At 42.3% G+C, this 24,077-nt stretch carries 17 protein-coding genes; 12 read left to right on the top strand and 5 right to left on the bottom strand.

Annotation, left to right across the window (positions count from 1 at the left end; all coding sequences use genetic code 11):
* Positions 1–54: 54 nt before the first annotated feature.
* Entirely contained in the window at positions 55–1,527 is a 1,473-nt protein-coding gene (gene glcD, locus ACM0OP_RS06055; protein WP_414527494.1) for a glycolate oxidase subunit GlcD, read from the bottom strand.
* A gap of 135 nt (positions 1,528–1,662) precedes the next feature.
* Between glcD and ACM0OP_RS06050 the strand changes: the two genes are divergently transcribed.
* On the top strand, positions 1,663–2,361 hold the full coding sequence (locus ACM0OP_RS06050) for a class I SAM-dependent methyltransferase (protein WP_414527493.1): 699 nt from the start codon (positions 1,663–1,665) through the stop codon (positions 2,359–2,361).
* 35 nt (positions 2,362–2,396) lie between these two features.
* Positions 2,397–3,125: a Uma2 family endonuclease gene (locus tag ACM0OP_RS06045; protein WP_414527492.1), complete on the top strand. Its 729-nt coding sequence runs from the start codon at positions 2,397–2,399 to the stop codon at positions 3,123–3,125.
* A 31-nt stretch (positions 3,126–3,156) separates the two neighbouring features.
* On the opposite strand, the gene miaA is transcribed toward ACM0OP_RS06045, so the two are convergent.
* Complete coding sequence (gene miaA / locus ACM0OP_RS06040) at positions 3,157–4,056, bottom strand: tRNA (adenosine(37)-N6)-dimethylallyltransferase MiaA (RefSeq protein WP_414527491.1); 900 nt, start codon at positions 4,054–4,056, stop codon at positions 3,157–3,159.
* Between the two features lie 366 nt (positions 4,057–4,422).
* Between miaA and gyrB the strand changes: the two genes are divergently transcribed.
* From gyrB to rpoD, 3 genes are all read left to right on the top strand, one after another.
* Positions 4,423–6,360, top strand: a complete 1,938-nt coding sequence (gyrB, locus tag ACM0OP_RS06035) for a DNA topoisomerase (ATP-hydrolyzing) subunit B (RefSeq protein ID WP_414527490.1) — start codon at positions 4,423–4,425, stop codon at positions 6,358–6,360.
* 453 nt (positions 6,361–6,813) lie between these two features.
* A complete protein-coding gene (locus ACM0OP_RS06030) occupies positions 6,814–7,413 on the top strand; it encodes a fasciclin domain-containing protein (protein ID WP_414527489.1) in 600 nt (199 codons plus the stop codon).
* A 1,623-nt stretch (positions 7,414–9,036) separates the two neighbouring features.
* Positions 9,037–10,212 carry an RNA polymerase sigma factor RpoD gene (gene rpoD, locus ACM0OP_RS06025; RefSeq protein ID WP_239728092.1) on the top strand — a complete coding sequence of 392 codons (1,176 nt, stop codon included), beginning with the start codon at positions 9,037–9,039 and terminating at the stop codon, positions 10,210–10,212.
* A gap of 289 nt (positions 10,213–10,501) precedes the next feature.
* On the opposite strand, the gene ACM0OP_RS06020 is transcribed toward rpoD, so the two are convergent.
* Both ACM0OP_RS06020 and gyrA read right to left on the bottom strand, forming a co-directional pair.
* Positions 10,502–10,681 (bottom strand): chlorophyll a/b-binding protein, encoded by a 180-nt coding sequence (locus ACM0OP_RS06020; RefSeq protein ID WP_414527488.1) that lies wholly within the window; start codon positions 10,679–10,681, stop codon positions 10,502–10,504.
* A gap of 467 nt (positions 10,682–11,148) precedes the next feature.
* On the bottom strand, positions 11,149–13,653 hold the full coding sequence (gene gyrA / locus ACM0OP_RS06015) for a DNA gyrase subunit A (protein ID WP_414527487.1): 2,505 nt from the start codon (positions 13,651–13,653) through the stop codon (positions 11,149–11,151).
* 227 nt (positions 13,654–13,880) lie between these two features.
* Here gyrA and ACM0OP_RS06010 point away from each other — a divergent pair, with 227 nt between their 5' ends.
* A complete protein-coding gene (locus ACM0OP_RS06010) occupies positions 13,881–14,285 on the top strand; it encodes a response regulator (protein WP_414527486.1) in 405 nt (134 codons plus the stop codon).
* A 262-nt stretch (positions 14,286–14,547) separates the two neighbouring features.
* Here ACM0OP_RS06010 and ACM0OP_RS06005 read toward each other — a convergent pair whose 3' ends face one another.
* Positions 14,548–15,402 carry a tetratricopeptide repeat protein gene (locus ACM0OP_RS06005; RefSeq protein ID WP_414527485.1) on the bottom strand — a complete coding sequence of 285 codons (855 nt, stop codon included), beginning with the start codon at positions 15,400–15,402 and terminating at the stop codon, positions 14,548–14,550.
* A gap of 601 nt (positions 15,403–16,003) precedes the next feature.
* On the opposite strand from ACM0OP_RS06005, the gene ACM0OP_RS06000 reads away from it, so the two are divergent.
* The 6 genes from ACM0OP_RS06000 (at position 16,004) to ACM0OP_RS05975 (ending at position 24,072) form a co-directional block, all read left to right on the top strand.
* Positions 16,004–17,521, top strand: coding sequence for an efflux RND transporter periplasmic adaptor subunit (locus ACM0OP_RS06000; protein WP_414527484.1), 1,518 nt, complete (start codon positions 16,004–16,006; stop codon positions 17,519–17,521).
* A 165-nt stretch (positions 17,522–17,686) separates the two neighbouring features.
* Entirely contained in the window at positions 17,687–18,895 is a 1,209-nt protein-coding gene (locus tag ACM0OP_RS05995) for an ABC transporter permease (protein WP_414527502.1), read from the top strand.
* 205 nt (positions 18,896–19,100) lie between these two features.
* The gene (locus ACM0OP_RS05990; RefSeq protein ID WP_414527483.1) at positions 19,101–19,772 is read left to right on the top strand and encodes an ABC transporter ATP-binding protein; all 672 of its coding nucleotides are present in this window, start codon (positions 19,101–19,103) and stop codon (positions 19,770–19,772) included.
* 43 nt (positions 19,773–19,815) lie between these two features.
* Positions 19,816–21,195, top strand: coding sequence for a TolC family protein (locus ACM0OP_RS05985; RefSeq protein ID WP_414527482.1), 1,380 nt, complete (start codon positions 19,816–19,818; stop codon positions 21,193–21,195).
* A 205-nt stretch (positions 21,196–21,400) separates the two neighbouring features.
* Complete coding sequence (locus tag ACM0OP_RS05980) at positions 21,401–22,858, top strand: efflux RND transporter periplasmic adaptor subunit (protein ID WP_414527481.1); 1,458 nt, start codon at positions 21,401–21,403, stop codon at positions 22,856–22,858.
* Positions 22,855–24,072, top strand: a complete 1,218-nt coding sequence (locus ACM0OP_RS05975) for an ABC transporter permease (protein ID WP_414527480.1) — start codon at positions 22,855–22,857, stop codon at positions 24,070–24,072. The genes ACM0OP_RS05980 and ACM0OP_RS05975 overlap by 4 nt, the downstream gene beginning before the upstream one ends.
* Positions 24,073–24,077 lie beyond the last annotated feature (5 nt).

The raw sequence follows: 24,077 nt of genomic DNA, 5'->3' as shown, positions 1-24,077 counted from the left end.
TGAAGTATGGCGTTCTGTATCTGGGATTATTGCCACTACTGTATGATGATCAAATTAAAATTGTTCCACCCCTTCAAACTGCTTCATAGTCATAGAATTAGCAGCTTCACCACAAGTACGAGGGGTAGGGAAAATCTTATCAGGATTTGCTAAACCCTGGGGATTAAAAACTTGGCGTATCCATTGCATACTTTCCAAATCAGCAGCGCTAAACATATCTGGCATATAGCATTTTTTATCAGCACCAATACCATGTTCCCCAGAAATACTCCCACCGACTTTTACGCAAAGCTTGAGAATTTCCCCGCCAACTTCCTCAACTTTCTCTAACGCACCTGACACAGAATTATCAAATAGAATTAAAGGGTGTAAGTTACCATCACCAGCATGAAAAACATTGGCAATTTTATAACCAAACTTTTGACTTAAAGCCTCAATTTCTTGCAAAACATAAGTTAATTGAGTCCGAGGAATTACCCCATCCTGCACATAATAATCTGGGCTTAAATGTCCCGCAGCAGCAAAAGCAGCCTTTCGACCCTTCCAAAGTTTTAAGCGAGTTTCCAGGTCACTAGCAGCAGTCACATTCCGCGCCCCATTTTTTTGACAAATTTCCGCCACCCGTTGTTTATTTACTGCTACTTCCACATCTAAACCATCAATTTCTACTAATAAAATCGCCGTCGCATCACGGGGATAACAATTAGTAGCCACAACGTCCTCAACTGCATTGATACTAATGTTGTCCATCATTTCCATACCACCAGGAATAATTCCAGCGCTGATAATATCAGAAACACTTGCCGCCGCCGCTTCCACACTGGTAAAATCCGCTAATAAAACACAAATTGATTCCGCACTTTTGAGGATGCGTAAAGTAATTTCTGTAGCGATACCCAAAGTTCCTTCGGAACCCACAAACACACCAGTTAAATCATAACCAGGCATTTCCGGAACTTGTCCGCCTAAATCCAGAATTTCCCCAGTAGGCGTGACAATTTTTAAGCCTAAAACATGATTAGTGGTGACACCATACTTTAAACAATGTACCCCTCCAGAATTTTCTGCCACATTACCACCAATTGAGCAGATAATTTGGCTAGAAGGGTCTGGTGCATAATAAAATCCCGCACCACTGACAGTTTGCGTTACCCAGCTATTAATGACTCCTGGCTGTACCACAATGCGCTGATTATCTAAATCCACATTGAGAATTTGCCGCATTAAGGAAGTGACAATCAAAACTGAATTTTCCGAAGGTAAAGCACCACCAGATAAACCAGTCCCAGAACCCCGCGCGATAAAAGGTACAGAGTATTTATTGCATACTTTCACCAGTTCAGCAATTTGTTCTGTAGTTCTCGGCAAAACCACCACAGCTGGACGTTGACGATAACTGGTTAAACCATCGCACTCATAAGTAATGAGTTCTTCCCGACGTTGCACCACACCATTTTTACCAAGAATAGCCTCAAATGCTTTAATAATAGGTTTCCAGTTGTATTGCTTTTTTTCTTGAATAAGCATAGTTTTTTATAGTTAGAGGTAGATATATTACCATTGTGACAAGAATAGCGCTTTAGCGTAAGGCATGGCTACGCTTACCGCAGTGATATTTAGGTGAGTTATATTCAATCTTGTACTATTAAACAATGTAGCAAGATGAATGAGAGCCTAACTCAAAAGATCAGAAATAATTTTGATCAGATTGCTCTGCATGACGAACAAGGATGGAATCACAACAATCACTATCACCATTTTCTGCTGAAACAATTACCAAAAAAATGTAACACAGTCCTTGATATCGGTTGTGGAACAGGGGAATTTTACCGCCTTCTAGCTAAAGGTGTTAATCAAGTCATTGCCCTTGATTTATCCCCCAATATGATTAAAGTTGCCAAGGAACATTCCACACAGTACACAAATATTGATTTTCAAGTGGCTGATGTTTTGCAGTGGGACTTTCCTGTTGCTCAATTTGATGCGATCGTTTCTATTGCTACAGTTCATCATTTATCATTAGAAAACTTGTTACCTAATCTAAAAGTCGCTTTAAAACCTGGTGGTAGGCTGGTAATTTTGGATTTATTACAAAATGAAAATATGCAAGATATCTTCAGTGATTTTGTCGCTGTTCCTCTTAATTGGTTATTTGAGATCAGTAGAAATAAACATATTCAATCAACACCAGAAGCAGCCGCAGCAATGAAAGAGCATATTCGCACAGATAAGTATCTTACCCTATCACAAGCACGACGAATCTATACAAGCACATTGGGGAAAGCGCAGGTGAGAAAGCACTTATTTTGGCGTTATTCAATAGTTTGGGAAAACTCGGTAGCAGCATCACAAATCAATTAAGCTAGAAATAACGCTCTTAAATAGTGGATAAAATTATGGTTGAGCAAATTCTCATCAATACAGATGATTTCTATGTCCCAGATGCCAACCTACTAGTTACCGAAGATGATACACCTGTGGACAATTTTGCATCTGAAAAACAACAACGCTTATTAGTTGGCTCTCTTTACAGTTCTTTACAAAATCAGACTTTTTTAGCAGCTGCTAATGTGGGTGTTTACTACGCCTATAAAAAACCACCCATTGTCCCTGATGTTTTATTTAGCTTAGATGTCCAAATACCTGAAAACTGGTGGGATAAGCAAAATCGTTGTTATATGGTTTGGGAGTTTGCAAAACCTCCAGAAGTTGTGATGGAAATGGTTTCTAATAAAGAAGGTGATGAATTAGGTAAAAAGTTAGAAATTTATGAGCAAATGCGGGCGAGTTACTATATTGTCTATGACCCAAATCAGCAATTAGGAGAACAAGCATTACGGATTTATGAACTCAGGGGAAGGCGTTATTTTGAAACTTCAGAAACTTGGCTAGAACAAGTAGGTTTAGGTTTAACTCTGTGGTCAGGGGAATTTGAAGGTAGACAAGATAACTGGTTACGCTGGTGTTACCAGGATGGAAGTATTTTACCTACTGGAGATGAAAGGGCTGAACAAGAAAGACAACGGGCTGAACAAGAAAAGCAACGTGCTGAACAAGCCGAACAACGCGCCCAATTATTAGCAGAAAGACTCAGGGCTATGGGTATAGATCCTGATAGTCTTTAGAGGCTTTGTAGAGATGTTTGATAAAATGTCTCTACGGATTTTTGGTAAATTCTTCAACTCGTTGCCAAACGTTTTCTAACAAATTAGGAGCATCTGCATCAAACCACTCAATTTTAGGATTTGCTTTAAACCAAGTACGCTGGCGCTTGGCAAATTGTCGCGTATGCAAAACCGTTAATTCTTTTGCTGAATCCAAAGAAATTTCACCAGCTAAATATTGCTTAATTTCTTGATATCCTAAAGTATTCAATAATGGTAAATCAGCACCATATTTTTGACAAAGATATTCTACCTCAGCCACGAAACCATCCGCTATCATTTGTTCTGTGCGTCTGTGAATACGTAGCCTTAGTTTTTCGACATCGCAATCTAAACCAATGTGCAAAATCGGATAATCTGGGGGGTTCTCTCCTTGCTGCTGGGAAATTGGGGAACCAGTAATGTAAAATACTTCTAATGCTCGTAATGTCCGCACTGTGTCATGGGGGTGAATCTTCTGGGCGGCGATCGCATCTACTTGTTGCAGTATACCGTATAGCGTCGTTTGTCCTAAAGATTCCAGCTGCGATCGCAATTCCTGATCAGGTGCAACCCTGGGAATTTTCATCCCTTGGACAATAGAGCGAATGTATAAACCCGTACCACCAATTAAAAATAATGGCTCAACCGGAAGAGTTGCAATCAACCCTTGGGCTTGTTCCTGATAGTCTGCTAGCGTCATCGTCTCTGTAGGATTGCAGATATCTATTAAATAATGTGGGGCTAATTTTTGTTCTGCCAATGTGGGTTTAGCCGTCCCAATATCAAATTCTCGGTACACCTGACGAGAATCAGCACTCAAAATTACAGAATTTAACTCCATCGCCAAACTCAACGCCAAACCGGATTTACCCGTCGCCGTCGCCCCACAAATTACAATCAATTTAGTCATTACTCTACAGTTTCCATCTTTTTCATCTCTAGTAAACCTTTTGTGATAGGATCTTAAAGCCTTATCTAGTTTTTCTAGTCATTTATTTCTACGGTTCTTTGACAACAAAACTAAATATACATATATATAGCAAGCGTCAGGTAAATAGAGAGTTTCCGGATTCATTCCCAATCAAGTACAGCAGAAATTGCGGCAATAGGAAATTTTCAGGCAATAAAATCAAAAAAATTATGGGGTCAGACCCCTTTAAAAACTGGTCATAAAATTGCTCCACAGTCGCCCGTAACCCTTTTGTGTTACAATTTTGGTGTGTTTTGACTTTTTTGTTTTTGGGCGACTTTAAACCCACGCATCAGGAGAATTTTCATGACGAGCAGTTACAGTGCCGATCAGATTCAAGTTCTGGAAGGTCTGGAAGCCGTCCGCAAACGGCCAGGGATGTACATCGGTACTACCGGACCGCGAGGACTCCACCATTTAGTTTATGAGGTGGTAGATAACTCGATTGATGAAGCTTTAGCGGGTCACTGTACCCACATCGAAGTGGATATCAATGCTGATGGTTCCGTGACTGTCACAGATGACGGTCGGGGTATTCCTATCGATACTCACTCACGAACTGGTAAATCGGCTTTAGAAACCGTTTTAACCGTACTACACGCCGGTGGTAAGTTTGGCGGTGGTGGATATAAGGTTTCAGGAGGATTGCACGGGGTCGGTCTTTCCGTGGTTAACGCCTTGTCAGATGTGCTGGAAGTAACAGTTTGGCGAGATAACAAAGTTCATGTCCAGCGCTATGAACGAGGCGTACCAGTAACTGAACTGCAAGCCAAGCCGGATAAACAGGGAAAAACGGGAACTTCTATTAATTTCAAGCCAGATAGCCAAATTTTTATCAATAGCATAGAGTTTGACTACATCACTATCGCGGGTCGCCTGCGGGAGTTGGCTTATCTGAATGCAGGTGTCAAAATTATCTTTGGCGACCACCGTTTAGAACTGCTGAAAAGCGATACCCCCAGAATAGAAACTTACGAATACAAGGGTGGTATTAAAGAATATATCGCTTACATGAACCGTGAGAAGCAACCATTGCACGAAGAAATTATTTATGTGCATGGGGAACGCAATAACGTACAAGTAGAAGTTTCTTTACAATGGTGTACTGATGCTTACACAGATAACGTGCTGGGTTTTGCTAATAATATTCGCACCGTTGATGGTGGTACTCACCTCGAAGGTTTGAAGGCGGTTCTGACTCGAACTTTAAATGCGATCGCCCGCAAGCGGAATAAAATTAAAGAAAATGAATCAAATCTCAGTGGCGAACACGTCCGGGAAGGTTTAACAGCAGTTATTTCTGTTAAAGTTCCAGATCCAGAATTTGAAGGACAAACCAAAACCAAACTCGGTAATACTGAAGTTCGCGGTATTGTAGATTCCTTAGTAGGAGAAGTTCTCAGTGAATACTTAGAATTTCATCCTGGAATCGCCGACTCAATTTTAGATAAAGCTATTCAAGCCTTTAAAGCCGCAGAAGCAGCCCGTCATGCGCGGGAATTAGTCCGACGCAAATCTGTACTGGAATCATCGCCATTACCAGGGAAATTAGCAGATTGCAGTTCTCGTGACCCCAGTGAGTCAGAAATCTTTATTGTGGAAGGGGACTCTGCGGGTGGAAGTGCGAAACAAGGACGCGATCGCCGTACCCAAGCCATCCTCCCCCTCCGTGGTAAAATCCTTAACATTGAGAAAACAGACGACGCAAAAATTTACAAAAACAACGAAGTCCAATCCTTAATTACAGCCCTTGGTTTAGGCGTGAAAGGAGACGAATTTGACTCCACCCAACTGCGTTATCACCGCATCGTGATTATGACTGACGCTGACGTAGATGGGGCGCATATCCGCACACTGTTGTTAACTTTCTTTTATCGATATCAGCGCGCACTAATTGAACAGGGTTTCATATATATTGCTTGTCCTCCACTATTTAAAGTAGAACGAGGAAAGAATCATGAATACTGCTATAGCGAACGTGAACTGCAACAATACCTGGGGACACTTCCCAGCAACGCCAACTATAACATTCAACGGTTCAAAGGTTTAGGAGAAATGATGCCTCAACAACTCTGGGATACTACTATGAACCCAGAATCCCGGAAAATGAAACAAGTAGAAATTGAAGATGCTGCCGAAGCTGATCGTATTTTTACCATTTTAATGGGCGATCGCGTAGCACCCAGACGTGAATTTATCGAAACCTATGGTTCAAAACTCAATTTCACAGACTTAGATATCTAAAAATCCAGTTCCCCTCCTCGCTTGCGCTACCGTGTACACACATCCTGATCCAAAAATGGTTTGCAGCCCTAAAAACCGAATTTAACTGTAAATCCAGTTCCCCTCCTCGCTTGCGGGGAGGGGTTAGGGGTGGGGTTTTTTATAACTTCCATTCCACTCTTAACTAAATATAGAAATTTGAAAATAATCATTTATTACTGCTGACAGATGAAATTTGAAAATATATTAAGCCACCAGCACCATGAAAATACTAGTCAAAATTCCCTCAAACCCAGATTCAGATAGAAGCAAAGATGAAAATCATCATATCTAAATACTTCATCAAATTACTTTACTAAAATTTACAGATCAATCTCAGCATTTTCAAGCTCTGCCCACAGACCGAGAGACAATATCCCTAAAATTATTAACTATTATTAGTAACTATCTACTTAACGGAATCTTCACAACAATATGAAATTCAGTCAAAAGCCCATAGGGAAAATACTGTTAAATATAATCGGTATAGGTAGTTTAGTTACTCTATCTGCCTGCGCCCAACCAGTCACAGAAGCTCCACCCGTAACCCCTCCTGCGGCTCCTCCCGTTGCAGACACTCGTGTAGAAACAACTGCTGACCTCAACTTAGCAGAACTCACAGAAGCAGCAGCCAAAGAAGGACAGTTTCAAACCCTCACACGCGCCATAGAAGCCGCAGGTTTACAAGAGCAATTAACAACCCCAGGCCCCTACACCGTATTTGCACCTACTGATGCTGCCTTTGAAGCACTACCCACAGGTACTTTAGAGAATCTGTTGCAACCAGAAAACAAAGACCAATTAGCCAAGCTCATTGCCTACCACGTTATCCCTGGACAAATTACCTCCAGTCAACTGACATCTGGAGAAGTCAAAACAGTCGAAGGTAGTCCTGTCACAGTTAATGTTGGTGATGCTACTCAGGGTATCACTGTTAACGGTGCTAAAGTGACTCAAGCAGATATTCCCGCTAGAAACGGCATTGTTCACGTTATTGATCAGGTAATTTTACCGCCTGATTTTCCCCAAAATTGAATATACACCAATACCACATAAAGTAACAAAAAACAATATTTCTCCGGTTTTATTTTTGAGAAAATTATCACAAAAACCGGGGAATTTTTTTGGTGGCTTTTTAATCCGGAAAAATTGTTTGATATAATACATAAAGGTTAAATTAAGATAACCATATTTTTTTCACAATGACCCCTAAATACACAAAAATATATCCTTGTCAATATTTATGTAGAATTAATATTAAGTAGTTACCAGTTATGGGGAGTAATGCCCCATTGCTGGTGATTTTGGCTCACCAGAAATTAATGACTTCCTAGAGCGGGTCAAGTGAGTATGACCCAAATATTCTAAATGTATCCGCACCTCAGTAAAAGTCAAAAGTACCGCGCTATAAATTTTGGGTGAATATCTCCCACAAGTTGAAAAAGCATTTGTTATCCTGAAATAGCAAAGTCACATCTTTTCTACCAAAGAGAAATAGCTCAACATTTTCAGGACTGAATATCACGGGATCACAACATTTTCATCAATTTCAAAGTAATATATTTAACATTTTTATTACTGAAGGTGACTGTGTAAGTAACTTCCCAATCAATCATCTCACTTATCTATGTCCCCATTCAAAACTGCTAATACCTGCTAGTAGTAACCAGTTGAAGGATATTAACCTGCCTGTATCATCGAAATATTTGGCTTCAGTAGGCTGATATCTGTAATTTCAACTGACAAATCTCTGCTGAATTGATTAAAATATCGATGTATACAATAAGAACAGTTTGTCAACTTTCATAGGGTTGAAATCTCATCCATGCGCTAATGTGTGAATAAGACCAATAACTCAAATCTCAATCCTTTCTTTGTCCTATGGCTGGTTATGCCACAGCCTCAACTCCTTAGTGAAGGCATTAGGCAGTATTCCGGTCAAGTTTTTGGAGGAAGACATGACGATGCTTGCTGTATTTAAGCTGTAAGAAGCTTCATGAAAACCTTAAGATTGAGTCTTTTATGAAGGAAATGTAAAAATGGGTGCATTAATATTTCTCGCTTAAGTTAACATTAACAAAACGGTTTCTAAGTAATTAATGTTGCACAACATACCTAAAAGTATGTAAAAGCGAGTCTACTTTCCTTTGAATGTAAAGATAATGCCACACAGAGGCCAGAAAACTTGAAAAAAATTGAACGGCACGACTACCCCGAACAATATCTTTTGGTGATTTGTGGCTTTACTTTATAGAATGGCATCATGATTAATACACAAAAAGAGTGCAATTTTTGTGAAACAGGCTACAATCGAAAAAGTCTTTATCAGAAAATATGCCAACATTCATATTACAACCATATATTGTTGATTTGGATGGGTAGATTTTTGAGATCAAGACCAATCTTTGTGAAGACGAATTAGTTAAAACTTGTGTGTCATAGCAACACATATAATTTCTAACTACAATGGGCAAGTCACAATTAACTGCGACTCTGCACATAACGTCAAAAAATCCTCCCAGAGAGGAGCAAAACTTCCGAAAAGACTTCCGGGAAATCAGCCTAAAACCCTATTTTCGGTAGTTAACTAGCTCGTTAAAAAAGAGCAGTAAACACATCTTGAGTAATTGATTCTGCAAGGAGCATGAGGAACGCGGCATGAACCAGGCTAACAACGTACTCGAAAGCATTTATCAGCCTGACCTAGAAATAATAAATCAGCCTGAGCTCGAGTTGGAACTCTTAGTCGAAGAAGAAGAAGAAGAAGAGGACTTGCTGATTAACGATGATGGCGAAGATGAGTTTTTAGAGCCTCAGTCTGATGAGGACGACACAAAGTCTGGAAAAGCCGCTAAATCCCGTCGTCGGACACAAAGCAAGAAAAAGCACTACACCGAAGACTCGATTCGCCTTTATTTACAAGAAATTGGCAGAATTAGGCTATTGCGGGCAGACGAAGAAATCGAATTGGCGCGGAAAATCGCCGATTTGTTGGAATTAGAACGGGTGCGGGATAGACTGCAAGAACAGTTAGAACGGGAACCTGAATACCGGGAATGGGCAGAAGCAGTACAAATCCCATTACCAGCATTTCGTTATCGCCTGCACGTTGGTCGCAGGGCAAAAGATAAAATGGTGCAATCGAACCTGCGTCTTGTGGTGTCAATTGCCAAGAAATATATGAATCGTGGTTTGTCCTTCCAAGATTTAATTCAGGAAGGTAGTCTCGGTTTGATTCGCGCCGCAGAAAAATTTGACCACGAAAAAGGTTATAAGTTTTCTACTTATGCTACATGGTGGATTCGTCAAGCAATCACCCGTGCGATCGCTGATCAATCCCGTACTATCCGCCTCCCGGTACACCTCTACGAAACCATTTCGCGGATTAAGAAAACTACCAAACTGCTATCCCAAGAAATGGGACGCAAACCTACTGAAGAAGAAATCGCTACTCGCATGGAAATGACCATCGAGAAGTTAAGATTTATTGCTAAATCTGCCCAGTTACCTATTTCATTGGAAACCCCCATCGGTAAAGAAGAAGATTCTCGGTTGGGCGATTTTATTGAATCTGATGGTGAAACTCCCGAAGATCAGGTTTCCAAAAATCTCCTGCGTGAAGACCTGGAAAAAGTTCTCGACAGCCTCAGTCCTCGTGAACGTGATGTCCTCAGACTTCGCTATGGTTTGGATGACGGTCGGATGAAGACTTTGGAAGAAATTGGACAGATTTTCAATGTCACTCGTGAACGGATTCGGCAAATTGAGGCGAAAGCACTCCGCAAATTACGCCACCCGAATCGTAACAGTGTTCTGAAGGAATATATCCGGTAGCTTTACTAATTTAGTCATTAGCTTTAGACAAATGAATCACCTGGTAGTGAATGATCATTACCAGGTTTTCTTTATTTCTTGATTTATCTATTTCTTTATATTGACATACCTCCTCTTCCTGAAGGAGAGAGGATTCCTTAACGCTTCATTGGGTTGTGCTATCGAAATAGTCTTACCATCCCTCGACGTTCGTTTAAAGTCTCCCAATGCCCTATGGTGACTAAATCCAATTTTACCAGAAAGCTGTCCTAAAAGTACGGGGCTTGTATCCCGTTATTCTTGGTCAAATTTACAAAATTCCCCAGAAATGCAGGAAGCCTTGACCAGAAAACAACTCAATGAAGGCTGCGGCTAAAAATCCAATCATTGCCAAGCGGCCATTCCAGATTTCTGCTTGTGGTGTAAAACCCCAACGCCAAGCATTGCGATCTTCACTTACGGGAGCATTAACGTTTGTTGCGTTTGTCATGGTTAGCACTCCAAACTAGATTTACGAAGTATTACTGCCTTATGTAAATAAATATAACAAAAAAGTTGAGAAATGCAAAGCTAATTAATTTTTTATTGCTAAATCTTGACTTATTTGCTCGTAGTTAGTTTTAAGCAAATCACATCTATCACCGGGTATATTTACAGAAAGTTCTCGGCTGCCTGAAATTTATTGAGATATATTCTTAATAACTATAACATCCAATAAAAAATTTTGAGAATAATTTGTAATTGATAATGCCTCTTTTCCTGGGGAACGCTACGGGAACAGAGGCGCTTCGCTTTAAGCGCAGTTATGCCGTCGTAGGCTTTACCGTAATTCGTAGTTAGAATCTGTGGGGGCTTGTACCCATCTAATTACGAATTACGTTAGCGTAGCTCCTCTGCAAGAGGCATTACAAATTACGTTAGCGTAGCTCCTCTGCAAGAGGCACTACGAATTAGTAATTATTTGGCTGGCATTACCGTGATAATTCTTTCATCGCGCTGCAAGTCAAGAATGTTTTCACCGTGACCTTCTCTAGTTAAGATTGGCACTGTGTCTACAGGTATACGGACAACACGGTCTTTATTAGTAACTAGTGCTATCTCAGTAGAGGCGATCGCCTGAATCATACCCAGTAAATGATCAGTTTTACTCGCAAATTTCAGGGCTTGTGTGCCTAAATTAGCCCTTTCCGCCCGTTTTAAATGACTCACAGGCAGACGTTTGGCATATCCTTCTTCAGTCACTAATAACAAGTGATCTTCTGCTCCAGCACTGACACAGCCCACCATCTGTTGATGTTTCAGCAGGCGCAAGGCTTGTAACCCCATTGCGGTGCGTCCCATCATCGGCAATTGTTGATCATCGGCGGCGAACTTTAACAACCTACCGCCAGAACTGGCTAAAATCAGATGTTCCTTGGGACTAGTTAACTGGGTAAATAACAATTCGTCATTTTCCTTGAGCTTAAGAATAGTAATTCCCCGACGAGTCAGATTAGTTAATTCTCCTAAAGACAGGCGCTTAATTCGTCCTTCCTTGGTGAGCAGCACTAATTGTCGAGTTTCCAGATTTTCCGGTAGCACTAAGCGACCGACAATGGGTTCCTGCGTCCCTTGAGCCGTAGGACTGAGCATGGTAATCAGTGGAGTTCCCCGTGGAGAACGTCCAGTAGTCGGGCGAATATCTCCCACGTTTACAGGGTAGACTTTGCCGCTACTGGTGATAATTAACAAGTCTTTATCTGTGGCGGTGACATCGCTTTGGAAGATAAAGTCATGATCCGGTAAACCGTTTTCCAGTTTCGATTTTTTGCCTGACGCCTGGAGGCGACGCACATATCCCCGATGGCTAAACTCTAAAACTACTTCCTCTACTGGTTGGGAAGGGGGGGAATTGAGGGGAATTTCGGGTATTTTGCCTTCAAGTTTTTCGGTTTCTTTGTTTTGACTGGACTTGAGACTATTTTGGGTTAATAGCTTAGTGCGGCGGGGATTGTTATATTTGCGCTTGAGCGATCGCAAGTCTTTTTTCAGTGTCTTCAGTAATTCTCGGCGATCGCTGAGTAATATTTGCAATGAAGCAATTTGAGTGCTGAGTTCCTCAAACTCCTGCTGCAAGTTATGCTGTTCCAAACTAGTGAGGCGACGTAATGGCATCGCTAAAATAGCATCTCCTTGTGCCTCACTCAAATCCAGGCGACTACAAAGACTGATTTTGGCCGTACTACCATCAGCAGCTTGGCGCAAAATGTCAATTATTTGATCCAATTGAGATAAAGCTTTCAGTAGTCCGGACACGATATGTAGGCGACTTTCTGCCTTACCCAACTCGTAACTGTAACGACGGTTGAGGGTTTCTTCGCGGAATTTCAAAAACTCCTGCAACATCTGGCGCAAACTTAACTGGCGGGGTTGTCCATCCACCAAGGCTAAGAGAATCGCCCCAAAGTTACTTTGCAAAGCGGTTTGATGATACAAATTCTGGAGTAGTTCTTGCGGGTTAGTATCCCGTTTGAGTTCAATGACTACTCGCATTCCTTCCCGATCGCTTTCGTCCCGCAGATCAGAAATTCCTTGCAAGCGGCCTTGATTTACTAAATCCGCCACCTTCTCAATCCAGCCAGCCTTATTCACTTGATAAGGCAATTCCGTAATAATAATTGCCGTCCGCCGCTTACTACCCCTAGTAGCTGCAATTTCCTCCATATTTGCCACTCCTCGTAGCAAAATTCCCCCCTTACCACTGGAATATGCTTCCCGAATCCCGGCATTACCAACTATTTCTCCACCAGTAGGAAAGTCAGGGCCAGGGATAATTTCCCATAACTTTTCATTTGACAAATCCGGTTGATCAATCAGCGCAATCAAGCCATCAACCAATTCCCCTAAATTGTGGGGAGGAATATTCGTCGCCATCCCCACAGCAATACCAGAACAGCCATTCAGCAACAGAAAAGGTAATTGAGCCGGCAATACCGTTGGTTCTTGCTGGGAATTATCAAAATTACCGATAAATTCCACAGTTTCATCAGCAATTTCCGCCAACATCCCCTCATAGCTGATGGGGGCGAGACGTGTTTCTGTGTAGCGCATCGCTGCGGGGGGATCGTTATCGACGCTACCAAAATTACCATGTCCTGCCAATAGGGGATAGCGGCAGGAAAATTCCTGTACTAACCTGACTAAGGCATCATAAACTGATTGATCACCGTGGGGATGGTATTTACCCAGCACATCTCCCACCACACGAGCGCATTTACGATAGGGTCTATCTGGCGTTAAACCCAGCTCATGCATGGCATATAAAATTCGCCGATGCACTGGTTTTAAGCCATCCCGCACATCTGGTAACGCTCGCCCCACAATTACACTCATGGCATATTCTAGGTACGACCGTTGCATCTCCGTGTGCAGGGCTGTTGTGATTACCTGTCCTTTAGGGAGAAGGTTTAACTGTTTTGCCATGAGTTTTTTCCCTGAAATTTAATTACACAAAAGTCGCTTGAATTGAACACCGCAGCAAACACAGCATAACGGATGAAATGGGATTCCTGACACAATTTTGATCTTTAAAGGATAAATAGCAGTAGTATTATCCTTGATAATGGGTTGGCAATTTGATTGTGCAAAAGGAGTTAGACAACTGTTTTTGTGCGGGTGTCATCTCCCTTAACTCTATAAATAAAATTGTCATGAAAACTGTTTTAATTGTTGAAGACGATTTGATAAATGCGCGAGTTTTTTCCAAAATCTTGACTAAGCGCGGTGGCTTTAATGTCAAACATACAGAAAATGTGGCAGAAGTGATTCAAATTGCCGAAGCCGGAGAAGCCGACTTGATATTAATGGATGTTTCTCTCTCCAGAAGCGTTTACCAAGGTCAGTCTGTGGATGGAATCAAAATTACCCAAATCTTGAAATCCCACCCAAAAACGGCGAATTTACCTGTGATTCTAGTAACTGCACACGCAATGGAAGGCGATCGCGAAAACTTTCTCAAGCAAAGCGGCGCTGATGGCTACATCTCCAAACCCATTGTCGATCATCAAGAATTTGTGGAACAAATCACTGCACTTCTCCCTAATTCAATGCCTTAACTACTGCTGACTTCTCATAGGAATACTCGCCCACTGATATTTTGGGCGAATAGTTCCGATTTATCTAGTCTATATGTACTATAAAATGGTGTCTTGAGCAACTTTTACAGGCTTTACCCATGATCACTGCTATAGCAATGGACAAAGGGGTTAGGACATAAAGTGATATTGAAACCCTGGCAAATAGATGATTTCAAACCTGTTTCTACTCCCCACTCCCCACTCCCCACCCATAGGAGTGAGGAATTAGCACAAAGCTAAATTAATTGTCTGATTGCTGTAAAGCCGCTTGAATCCGGGGCAATTCTAAGAATATTTTGGTATCAGATAGCAATCTTTCACCCCAGAGATTTTCCTTGAGGAAATCCAAATTAGCATAGCGCTGATCAATACGGATTGCAGCTTCACCCATTGATAGAGCTTGTTGGCGGTCGCCTTGATTATACATGGCTACAGCGAGAGCCAATAAAGGTTCTGCCGCTTGTTTGTCGATTTCAACAGAAGTGCGCCATTGTTTCATAGCACTTTCAATGTCACCCTGTTCGTATTTGATTAAACCAATGTTATTAATCGCCGGCCAAAATTTTTGATCTTGAGAGAAAGATTTATTGTACTGGGCGATCGCTTCCGGTAATCGACCTAACATATAGTAAGCATTTCCCAAATCAAACAAACCTTCTCGGTAATCAGGTTTTAACTTTAAACCCTGTTTGTAATGATCGGCTGCGGCTTGGTACTTTTGCTGCTGGAAATTAGCCGAACCCAAAGCAAAGAAAATGTCAGGATTTTCAGGATTCAGAGAGTTAGCTTTTTCCAAAGCCGCCATCGCCGCATCAACATCTTGGGCTTGTAAATGTAACCCACCCAGTAAAAACCAGACTCGATCATTATTAGGAGCCAGTTGACTAGCTAATCTCGCCCGTGGTAAAGCCAGATCAAACTGCTGAAATTGTCCCAGTTGAGCTGCTTCTTGTGCTAACTGCAACCCTTGTCTTTCTAAATTTTCTGCATCTAGTTGCAGTGTATGCGGTATCAGTGCCTGCGCGTGAACTGCCTGGGGCATATTCCACAAACTACAGACCACCAAAAGAGAAATCAAACTAATATGTTTAGGCACAGTATCGCCTCTTAGCCACAAATCAAGGAATCTTCCAGTTAGCTTAAACGATCTCTGCTGGAGAATAAAGGGAAAGTTAATCATAAAGCCCAATTACAGCATCTTTTAGGTAAAGAAAATACACAGTAAGACTTAAGCCTTACCGCCACTGCTTAAGATGATTTTTCCACCAGCCAATTAGAATTTAGGTAATTTTTTTGGTTGATATTTGCGTATTTTTTCTCAAATTAGCCAAAATAATGACTTTTGTCATACTCCCAAAAACACTGACTAGTGACTTTTGTCATAGATAGCCAATAGCATTTTGGATAGATAATATTTACCATATACTGAAATTAATTCATCTCTCACTTAAACTCAGCCCTTTTTCTATTTATAGTCATCCGGTTTGATTTTTCAACCTATTTGCGTAGGTGGGGAGTAGGGAGTAAGAAACAGGTTTTTTAGTTGTAAGCGCAACGAGCAGGCTACGCCAACAGAAATCACATAGGAATCCCATATATAAACCAAGAAACTCAGAACTTACGCAAAAACTCTCTAAAACTGTTAACTCCCTAATTTATGCGTAAGTTTTAGTAATTTTTCTCAACTGGAATTTTATATGAAAATTGATACACCAAAAGCAGTAGATTCTTCAGATTTGATCACCAAGGTCAACACAAAGAAGCGTCATCATTGGCTATCCTGGTTACTTATCCTGGGACTGGTGGGAGGTGTGGGCTATGCGGTTTATTACCAATTAGCAGTTCGTCCCAACCAACAAGCCAGACAAACCTTACTAACACAGCCTGTAGAACGACAGAGCCTGACCCTCACAGTGTCTGCAAATGGCACAATCCAGCCTGAACGGTCAATTAACCTCAGCCCGAAAAATTCCGGCATCTTGAAAAGATTGTTGGTGGCAGAAGGAGATATGCTCCAGGAGGGACAAATTGTTGCTTACATGGATGATTCCAATCTCCAAGGACAACTCACCTCGGCCCGTGGACAACTGGCGCAAGCCCAAGCAAATCTCCAAAAACTAGAAGCCGGTAATCGACCTCAAGAAATTGCTCAAGCTCAGGCACAATTAGAGGAAGCTCAAGCAAATTTGCGGAGAGCCGAAGCGGGTAATCGTCCCCAAGATATTGCCCAAGCTGAATCCCGCTTAAACAGCGCTCAAACTAATTTCAATCAAACAGAAGATAATTTCCGCCGCAATGAGCAACTCTACAATGCCGGTGGTATTTCCCTTCAGATGCTCAATCAAGTCCGTGCAGAGCGGGACAGCGCCCAGTCCCAAGTCAATGAAACCCAGCAAGCCTTGGCTTTGCTACAAGCAGGATCACGGCAAGAGGATATTGACCAACTCAGGGCTACAGTTAGGCAAAGAGAGGAGGCTGTAGGACTGTTGAGAGCCGGAACCAGAAGAGAAGATATTGAGGCAGCCCGCGCTCAAGTGATGTCTGCTCGTGGTTCCCTGCAAAACATCGAAGCGCAAATCAATGACACGATAATTCGCGCCCCTTTTGATGGTCTAGTAACTAGGAAATTTGCTGATCCTGGGGCTTTTGTGACTCCCACAACTGCTGGTAGTGATGTATCGTCTGCTACTTCTTCGTCGATTTTGTCTTTGGCTTCTATTAATGAGGTGGTGACAAGTTTAGCTGAAACCAATATTTCCCAAATTAGTTTGGGTCAACCAGTGACGATTAAGGCTGATGCCTATCCAGGCAAGACTTTTGCGGGAAAAGTTAGTCAAATTGCTGCCCAAGCTGTGGTGGTGCAGAATGTGACGAGTTTTGAAGTCAGGGTATCACTGCTAGACCCAGAAGGCTTACTGAGGTCGGGGATGAATGTGGAAGCGGAGTTCCAAGTGGCTGAGGTGAAAGATGCTTTAGTGGTTCCTACAGCTGCGGTTGTGCGGCGACAAGGTGGTTCGGGTGTCCTGGTGTTAGGAGCTGATGGGGAATCTGTTTTTACTCCCATTGAAACTGGGGTGACAGAAAATCAGTTTACTGAGGTGAAGTCGGGTTTGTCGGGAGATGAGGAGGTTTTACTGAGTTTTCCGCCGGGATCACGTCCACAATCTACTCCACGAGGGGGGGTACTTCCTGGTATGGGTGGGGGTCGTCGTTAAGTTGAGGTTAAAGTTTATAGATATTTTGGGGGAATTGTGAAGATTAGTTTTTTACCGCAGCGCCTTCGCGCAGCGTATGCCCGCAGGGCGCTAGTACGCCAAGTACGCCAAGGAGGGGGAGAGGGTTTACGAAGTATTTCTGTGCCGTTGTGGGAGATATTATCAATGGCGGTGGAAACTCTTTGGAGTAATAAGTTACGCACGGGATTGACTATGCTGGGTGTGATTATTGGTATTGCTTCGGTGATTGCTATTACTTCTGTGGGTCAAGGGGTGCAACGGGGTGTTGAGCAACAAATTCAAGCTTTGGGTACTGATGTGATCCAGGTTTTGGCTGGTGCTGCTAGAGGGGGTAATGTTCGTCAGGGGTTGGGTTCTAGTAGCACTTTAACTTGGGAGGATGCAAAGGCGATCGCTAACCAAGCTCCATCAGCTGAGGTGGTTTCGGCTTATCTGCAACGGAATACGCAAGTTGTTTATGGTCAACAAAATACTTCTACAACGGTTTTTGGGACGGATTTAAATTATCCAGAAGCTAGAAATACTTTTCCCCAGGAGGGGAGATTTTTTACTCAGGAAGAATTGGATAATGCTACACAGGTGGCTATTATTGGCCCCACAGTCCAAAGAACTCTTTTTGGACAAAATACTAATGTAATCGGTGAGAGAATCCGCATTCAGGGAGAGCCTTATGAAGTGATTGGGGTAATGGAGGCTAAAGGTTCTCAAGGCCCCAATGATCGAGATGATCAAGTTTTTATTCCTCTGACGAGTATGTCCAGACGAATTGTGGGTAACAATGCGCTCACAGGTATTTCTGTAAATGGGATTTTAATTAAATCCAGTGATCCACAGAAGTTAGAAGCGGCTCAGTTTCAAGTCACTAATTTGTTACGTCTGCGCCATAATATTTATCCCCCCCAACCGGATGATTTTCGGTTAACTAACCAAGCAGATATTGTTAGCACCTTTACAAATGTGGTGGGTTTATTTACAGTCATGGTAGTGGCGATCGCCGGAATTTCTCTAGTAGTCGGTGGGATTGGAATTGCTAATATTATGCTAGTTTCTGTTGTAGAACGCACGCGAGAAATTGGCATTCGCAAAGCCGTAGGAGCCACCAATTCAGCCATCCTCAATCAATTTTTAGCCGAAGCCATCCTAATTTCTACCTTGGGAGGATTAATTGGCATGGGAGGTGGGGTGATGATAGCTTTTGGGGCGGCAAATGTATTTAATTTTCCCTTTGTAATTTCCTTATTATCAATCATTGCCGGCTTCGGATTATCTTTAGGCGTAGGCTTACTAGCTGGTGTAATTCCTGCCCGCAACGCCTCCAAATTAGATCCAATTACAGCCTTAAGAAGCGACTAATATAACTTTCTTTTTTACTTCTTTCCTTTCTTGACTTGGCGTACTTGGCGTACTTTGCGGTTCGTTTCTCCATCTCCAAACTTATAGCAACAGCCAAGGAGGTGTGGAAGGTGCAGAGGGCAAGATTTTGAGTTTTAAATACCCAATACCCAGTCCCCAATACCCAATCCCCAGTCCCCAGCTATATAAATAATTCATAATTAATATGACTACAATGATTTGGCTAGAATCCATTACTAAAACCTACAACTTAGGAGAAGTATCTGTCCCCATCCTCAAAGGTATTCAACTCTCCATTGAAGAAGGGGAATATGTCTCGATTATGGGTGCTTCTGGTTCTGGTAAATCTACCCTCATGAATATTGTCGGGTGTTTGGATCGTCCTACAGATGGAAACTATATTTTTGAAGGCAGAAATCTAACAACTTTTGATGATGATGAATTAGCATATATTCGTAACCAAAGAATTGGTTTTGTTTTCCAACAATTTAATTTATTAGCACGAGCTACAGCCCTGGAAAACGTCATGCTACCGATGATTTATGCTAATTTACCCAAAGCCAAACGCCGCGAAAGGGCATTATCAGCATTACAAAGAGTGGGATTGGGCGATCGCATCTCCAACCGTCCTAATCAACTTTCTGGTGGACAACAGCAACGAGTAGCGATCGCCCGTGCTTTAGTCAATCGTCCAGCCTTAGTTTTAGCAGACGAACCCACAGGTGCTTTGGATACTGAGACTTCCTACGATGTGATGAATTTACTCACCGAACTGAATCAGCAAGGTATTACTATTGTGATTGTGACTCATGAGCCAGATATTGCCGCCCAAACTCACAGAATTATTCGGGTTCAGGATGGTTTAATTGTAGGCTGATTCTATAATTGTTGAGAAAACTGATTAATTCCTAGATAAAAATATGAATTTACGCTTATTTTATCGGTATTATCCGAGTTTAGCTGTAGCCTGCGCTCTTCTTCCGTTTTTTACTACCAGTGTGGCGGCACAAACTCCCAATTCTCTCAACCCTAGTCCCAATCCGCTCCTGTTTCCCACTCGTCCAGAAGAAGTTAGAATTGAACGCAGTCAAGCCATTACTTTAACTGAAGCCTTGGAGTTAGCAAAACGGAATAACCAGGATTTACAGTTAGCCGTCTTAGAACTAGAACGTAGTCGCTCCGCATTAAGGCAAGCTCAAGCAGTTTTCTCCCCCAATGCCAATGTCAACACGAATTTAAATAACAATGGTGAGGGTTTTACTGGGAGTGGTTCCCAGACAAGCACTAGTTTTACTGGTCAAGCACAAATCAGTTATAACCTCTATACCTCTGGGAATCGTCGAGCTACCGTCCGCGCCGCCGAGGAACGGCTACGGATAGATGAACTGAATGTAGAGAACAGAAATTTAGAAGTTCAGTTAAGTGTCACTACCCAATATTACGATTTGCAGGAGGCTGATGAACTAGTCAGAATTAATCGCTCGGCGGTAGAAAACGCTCAAGCTAGTTTGCGGGATGCTCAATCTCGACAAGAATTTGGTGTGGGTACACAGTTTGATGTCCTACAGTCTCAGGTGAATTTCGCTAATGCTCAACAAGCTCTGACTAATTCTCTGTCACAACAACGAATTGTCCGGCGTAATTTTGCCGCTTTATTAAATTTGTCGCAGTCAGTGGATGTCAGCGCCGCAGATGCTGTGGAAGTGGCGGGACTTTGGGAACCAACATTGGAAGAATCTATTATCCAAGCCTTTCAAAACCGCCCAGAATTAGAACAGTTTCTAGCACAACGGAATATTTCTGAGCAACAGCGCCGACAAGCGATTTCACAGCTAAGACCCCAAGTTGGTGTCAGTGGTAATTACAACATCACAGATCGGTTTAATGATGGTAGCAGTCTGACTGATGGTTATTCTGTAGGAGTTCAAGCCAGTTTGACTTTATTCGATGGGGGAGCTGCTAGAGCTAGTGCAGCTCAGTCAAAAGTTAACATTGCGATCGCCGAAAATCAATTTGCTAGTCAACGTGACCAAATTCGCTTTAATGTGGAACAATTCTATGTGCAGTTACAGTCAAATTTAGATAACATCCAAACTTCTACCGTAGGTTTAGAGCAAGCTAGAGAAGCTCTGCGTTTATCAAGGTTACGCTTTGGAGCTGGGGTGGGAACTCAAACAGATGTGATTTTTGCCGAAAACGATTTGACAAGAGCTGAAGGAAATCGCATCACAGCGATTTTAAATTACAATCGCGCTTTGGCTAATTTACAAAGGAGTGTTACCTTGACGGGTTCCATCTAATTACTCAGGGAAAATTAACCCAGTAAATGTAGGCATAAATTAACACTAAAAGCTAAGATGAAGAAAGATTAAGCAATTATGAAGCTGAAATTCACCTTGCTGCATCTATGGATAAATATTTAGTATTTATTCCCAAATTGTTGAAAATTTCTCCACTGGCTTAATCGGGCTATTCCAGCCAAGTGTTATTCGTAGGCTAATATTTATGGTTACACACATAAAATTTCCCCTGATTGGCAAAGTTAAACATCCCCTACGGTGGGGCATAGGGTTAATAGTTGCAGGTTCTCTAGCAGTGGGTACAACTATTACCTATAACTTGGTAAATCAGAGAAATCGTCAACAAAATATTACAGAATTAACTGTCCCTGTAGAAGCACAAGATGTGACTTTAAGGATTACTGCCAGTGGTAAAGTTGTCCCAGTTCAAAGTGTAAATATTAGCCCGAAAAATCCCGGTGTGTTGGCACAGTTATATGTGGAACAAGGCGATCGCGTGGAACAAGGTCAAGTGCTGGCGCGGATGGATGTGGGTGACATCGAAGCTCAAATCCGCCAATTCCAAGCTAATTTAGCCCAAGCCCAGGCACAACTAGATCAAGCTCGTGCGGGGAGTCGTCCCCAAGAAATTGACCAAGCCAGAGCCAGATTAGCCCAGTCCCAGGCACAGTTAGATCAAGCCCGTGCGGGAAATCGTTTGCAAGAAATTGACCAAGTTAAAGCACAGGTAGATTCAGCCCAAGCACAAGTAAATCTCACCCAATCACGAGTTAATAGATATCGGCAATTAACAGAGGAAGGGGCAACTTCTCAAGACCAATTAGAACAATTTATTAGTGAAGATCAAAGGGCAAAAGCTAGTTTAGCAGAAGCAGAAAAACGTTTATCACTATTAGCAAGTGGTAGCCGCAATGAGGAAATTACTGTCAGGGAAGCTGCTGTTACTGAAGCCAGAGCAGCTTTGGTATTGTTGGAAAATGGCAGTCGTCCAGAGGAAATTGCTCGATTGGTAGCAGGGGTAAATGCGGCAAAAGCTCAAATTCAAGCGGCTGAAGTGAGGTTACAAGATACTGTAATTCGTGCGCCATTATCGGGAATTGTTACCCAAAAATACGCTAATGTGGGTGCTTTTGTGACTCCCACAACTTCGGCTTCTACTAGTGCTTCGGCTACTTCTAGTTCTATTGTGGCTGTGGCGAAGGGTTTGGAAATCCTGGCTCAAGTTCCAGAGGTAGATATTGGCAGAATCCAACAGGGACAACAGGTGGAAATTGTGGCTGATGCTTATCCTGATCAGGTATTTAAAGGTAATGTGCGGTTGATTGCTCCCGAAGCGGTGGTAGAACAAGGTGTAACATCTTTTCAGGTGCGGGTAGCTCTGGATACGGGGATAGAGGAACTGCGTTCTGGTTTAAATGTGGATCTGACTTTTTTGGGCGATCGCCTCAGTGATGCTTTGGTGTTACCGACGGTAGCAATTGTCACAGAACAAGGACAAACTGGGGTATTAGTTGTAGATGGGCAAAATCAGCCCCAGTTTCGGGAAGTGACTATTGGAGCGCAAATAGCAGACAAAACTCAAATTTTACAAGGTCTGCAACAAGGCGATCGCGTATTTGTTAACCCACCACCAGACTATAATAAGGAGCAACGCCGCCGATGAATTTCTTAGAAAGTATGGAAATGGCAGGAAAAACCCTGCTGTCTAATAAGTTGCGTAGCGCCTTAACTATGCTGGGAATTGTCATCGGTAATGCTTCGGTAATTGCCATGATTGGGATTGGAGAAGGTGGACAAAGATTTGTTAACAGACAACTAGAATCTTTAGGACCCAATGTCTTATTTGTGATTCCCGGTAATCAAGCAGCTCAACGCATTTCTAACGATGTCCCTAAAACTTTAGTCTATGAAGATGCTCTGGCGATCGCCAATCAAGTCCCAACAGTAGCCGGAGTCACCGGAGAGTTGAATAGTCGGCAGATACTCATATATGGTAATCAAAACAGTAATGTCAATATCATTGGCACAACTCCCTCATTTTTAGAGGTGCGTGACTTTGCAACTGCGACCGGGCGGTTTTTCAGTGACCTAGATATGAGGCGCAATAACCAAGTTGTGGTACTGGGTGCAGACTTAGCAGCAAGACTATTTGGTAATAGTAACCCCATCGGTGAGCAGTTGCGGATTAAAAACGCCAGTTTTCAAGTCATTGGCGTACTGGAAAGCAAAGGCGCAAATTTAGGTGTGAATTATGATGAAGCGGCTTTAATTCCCCTGATCACAATGGCTAACAGAATTGTCGGGCGAACTTCTCCCTACGGCTTAGAGTTAACTTATATTGTCGTCTCAGCGAAAAATGCCGAAAGTGTAGATGCAGCCCAGTTTCAAATTACTAATTTACTGCGGTTACGCCACAAAATTACAAATGAAGATGATTTTACGATCAATACTCAAAAGGATGCTTTGCAAACCGTCGGTCAAATCACAGGTGCATTAACCATTATGCTGGCTGCGATCGCCGGGATATCATTATTTGTCGGTGGGATTGGCATCATGAATATTATGCTCGTTTCCGTCACCGAACGCACCCAAGAAATTGGACTGAGAAAAGCCATTGGCGCAACGGAACAAGATATTTTACTTCAGTTTATGATTGAAGCCGTGATTGTTTCCATCATCGGTGGTGTAGTTGGCACTACAGTTGGTGTGAGCGGTATTCTATTCGTAGCAGTAATAACTCCCTTAGAAGCCGCAATTTCTCCAGTTGCGATCGCCACAGCCGTTGGTGTTTCCGGCGCTATTGGTTTATTTTTTGGTGTCGTTCCCGCCAGACGTGCAGCACAGCTAGACCCCATTGTCGCCCTCAGAACAGCTTAAAGTCT

This window comes from Nodularia chucula CCY0103 (assembly GCF_963923915.1).
Classification (GTDB): domain Bacteria; phylum Cyanobacteriota; class Cyanobacteriia; order Cyanobacteriales; family Nostocaceae; genus Nodularia; species Nodularia chucula.
Note: the sequence above shows the minus strand (reverse complement) of the source record. Positions and strands in the feature narration are given on the sequence as shown.

What these genes read in the sequence shown, in the direction of transcription:
- gyrA (WP_414527487.1), bottom strand. Translation starts at nt 13,653, where the DNA reads ATGGCAAAACAGTTAAACCTTCTCCCTAAAGGACAGGTAATCACAACA.
- ACM0OP_RS05980 (WP_414527481.1), top strand. Translation starts at nt 21,401, where the DNA reads ATGGTTACACACATAAAATTTCCCCTGATTGGCAAAGTTAAACATCCC.
- miaA (WP_414527491.1), bottom strand. Translation starts at nt 4,056, where the DNA reads ATGACTAAATTGATTGTAATTTGTGGGGCGACGGCGACGGGTAAATCC.
- ACM0OP_RS06010 (WP_414527486.1), top strand. Translation starts at nt 13,881, where the DNA reads ATGAAAACTGTTTTAATTGTTGAAGACGATTTGATAAATGCGCGAGTT.
- glcD (WP_414527494.1), bottom strand. Translation starts at nt 1,527, where the DNA reads ATGCTTATTCAAGAAAAAAAGCAATACAACTGGAAACCTATTATTAAA.
- ACM0OP_RS05995 (WP_414527502.1), top strand. Translation starts at nt 17,687, where the DNA reads ATGGCGGTGGAAACTCTTTGGAGTAATAAGTTACGCACGGGATTGACT.
- ACM0OP_RS06045 (WP_414527492.1), top strand. Translation starts at nt 2,397, where the DNA reads ATGGTTGAGCAAATTCTCATCAATACAGATGATTTCTATGTCCCAGAT.
- gyrB (WP_414527490.1), top strand. Translation starts at nt 4,423, where the DNA reads ATGACGAGCAGTTACAGTGCCGATCAGATTCAAGTTCTGGAAGGTCTG.
- ACM0OP_RS06020 (WP_414527488.1), bottom strand. Translation starts at nt 10,681, where the DNA reads ATGACAAACGCAACAAACGTTAATGCTCCCGTAAGTGAAGATCGCAAT.
- ACM0OP_RS06050 (WP_414527493.1), top strand. Translation starts at nt 1,663, where the DNA reads ATGAATGAGAGCCTAACTCAAAAGATCAGAAATAATTTTGATCAGATT.
- ACM0OP_RS05975 (WP_414527480.1), top strand. Translation starts at nt 22,855, where the DNA reads ATGAATTTCTTAGAAAGTATGGAAATGGCAGGAAAAACCCTGCTGTCT.
- ACM0OP_RS06000 (WP_414527484.1), top strand. Translation starts at nt 16,004, where the DNA reads ATGAAAATTGATACACCAAAAGCAGTAGATTCTTCAGATTTGATCACC.
- ACM0OP_RS06030 (WP_414527489.1), top strand. Translation starts at nt 6,814, where the DNA reads ATGAAATTCAGTCAAAAGCCCATAGGGAAAATACTGTTAAATATAATC.
- ACM0OP_RS05990 (WP_414527483.1), top strand. Translation starts at nt 19,101, where the DNA reads ATGACTACAATGATTTGGCTAGAATCCATTACTAAAACCTACAACTTA.
- rpoD (WP_239728092.1), top strand. Translation starts at nt 9,037, where the DNA reads ATGAACCAGGCTAACAACGTACTCGAAAGCATTTATCAGCCTGACCTA.
- ACM0OP_RS05985 (WP_414527482.1), top strand. Translation starts at nt 19,816, where the DNA reads ATGAATTTACGCTTATTTTATCGGTATTATCCGAGTTTAGCTGTAGCC.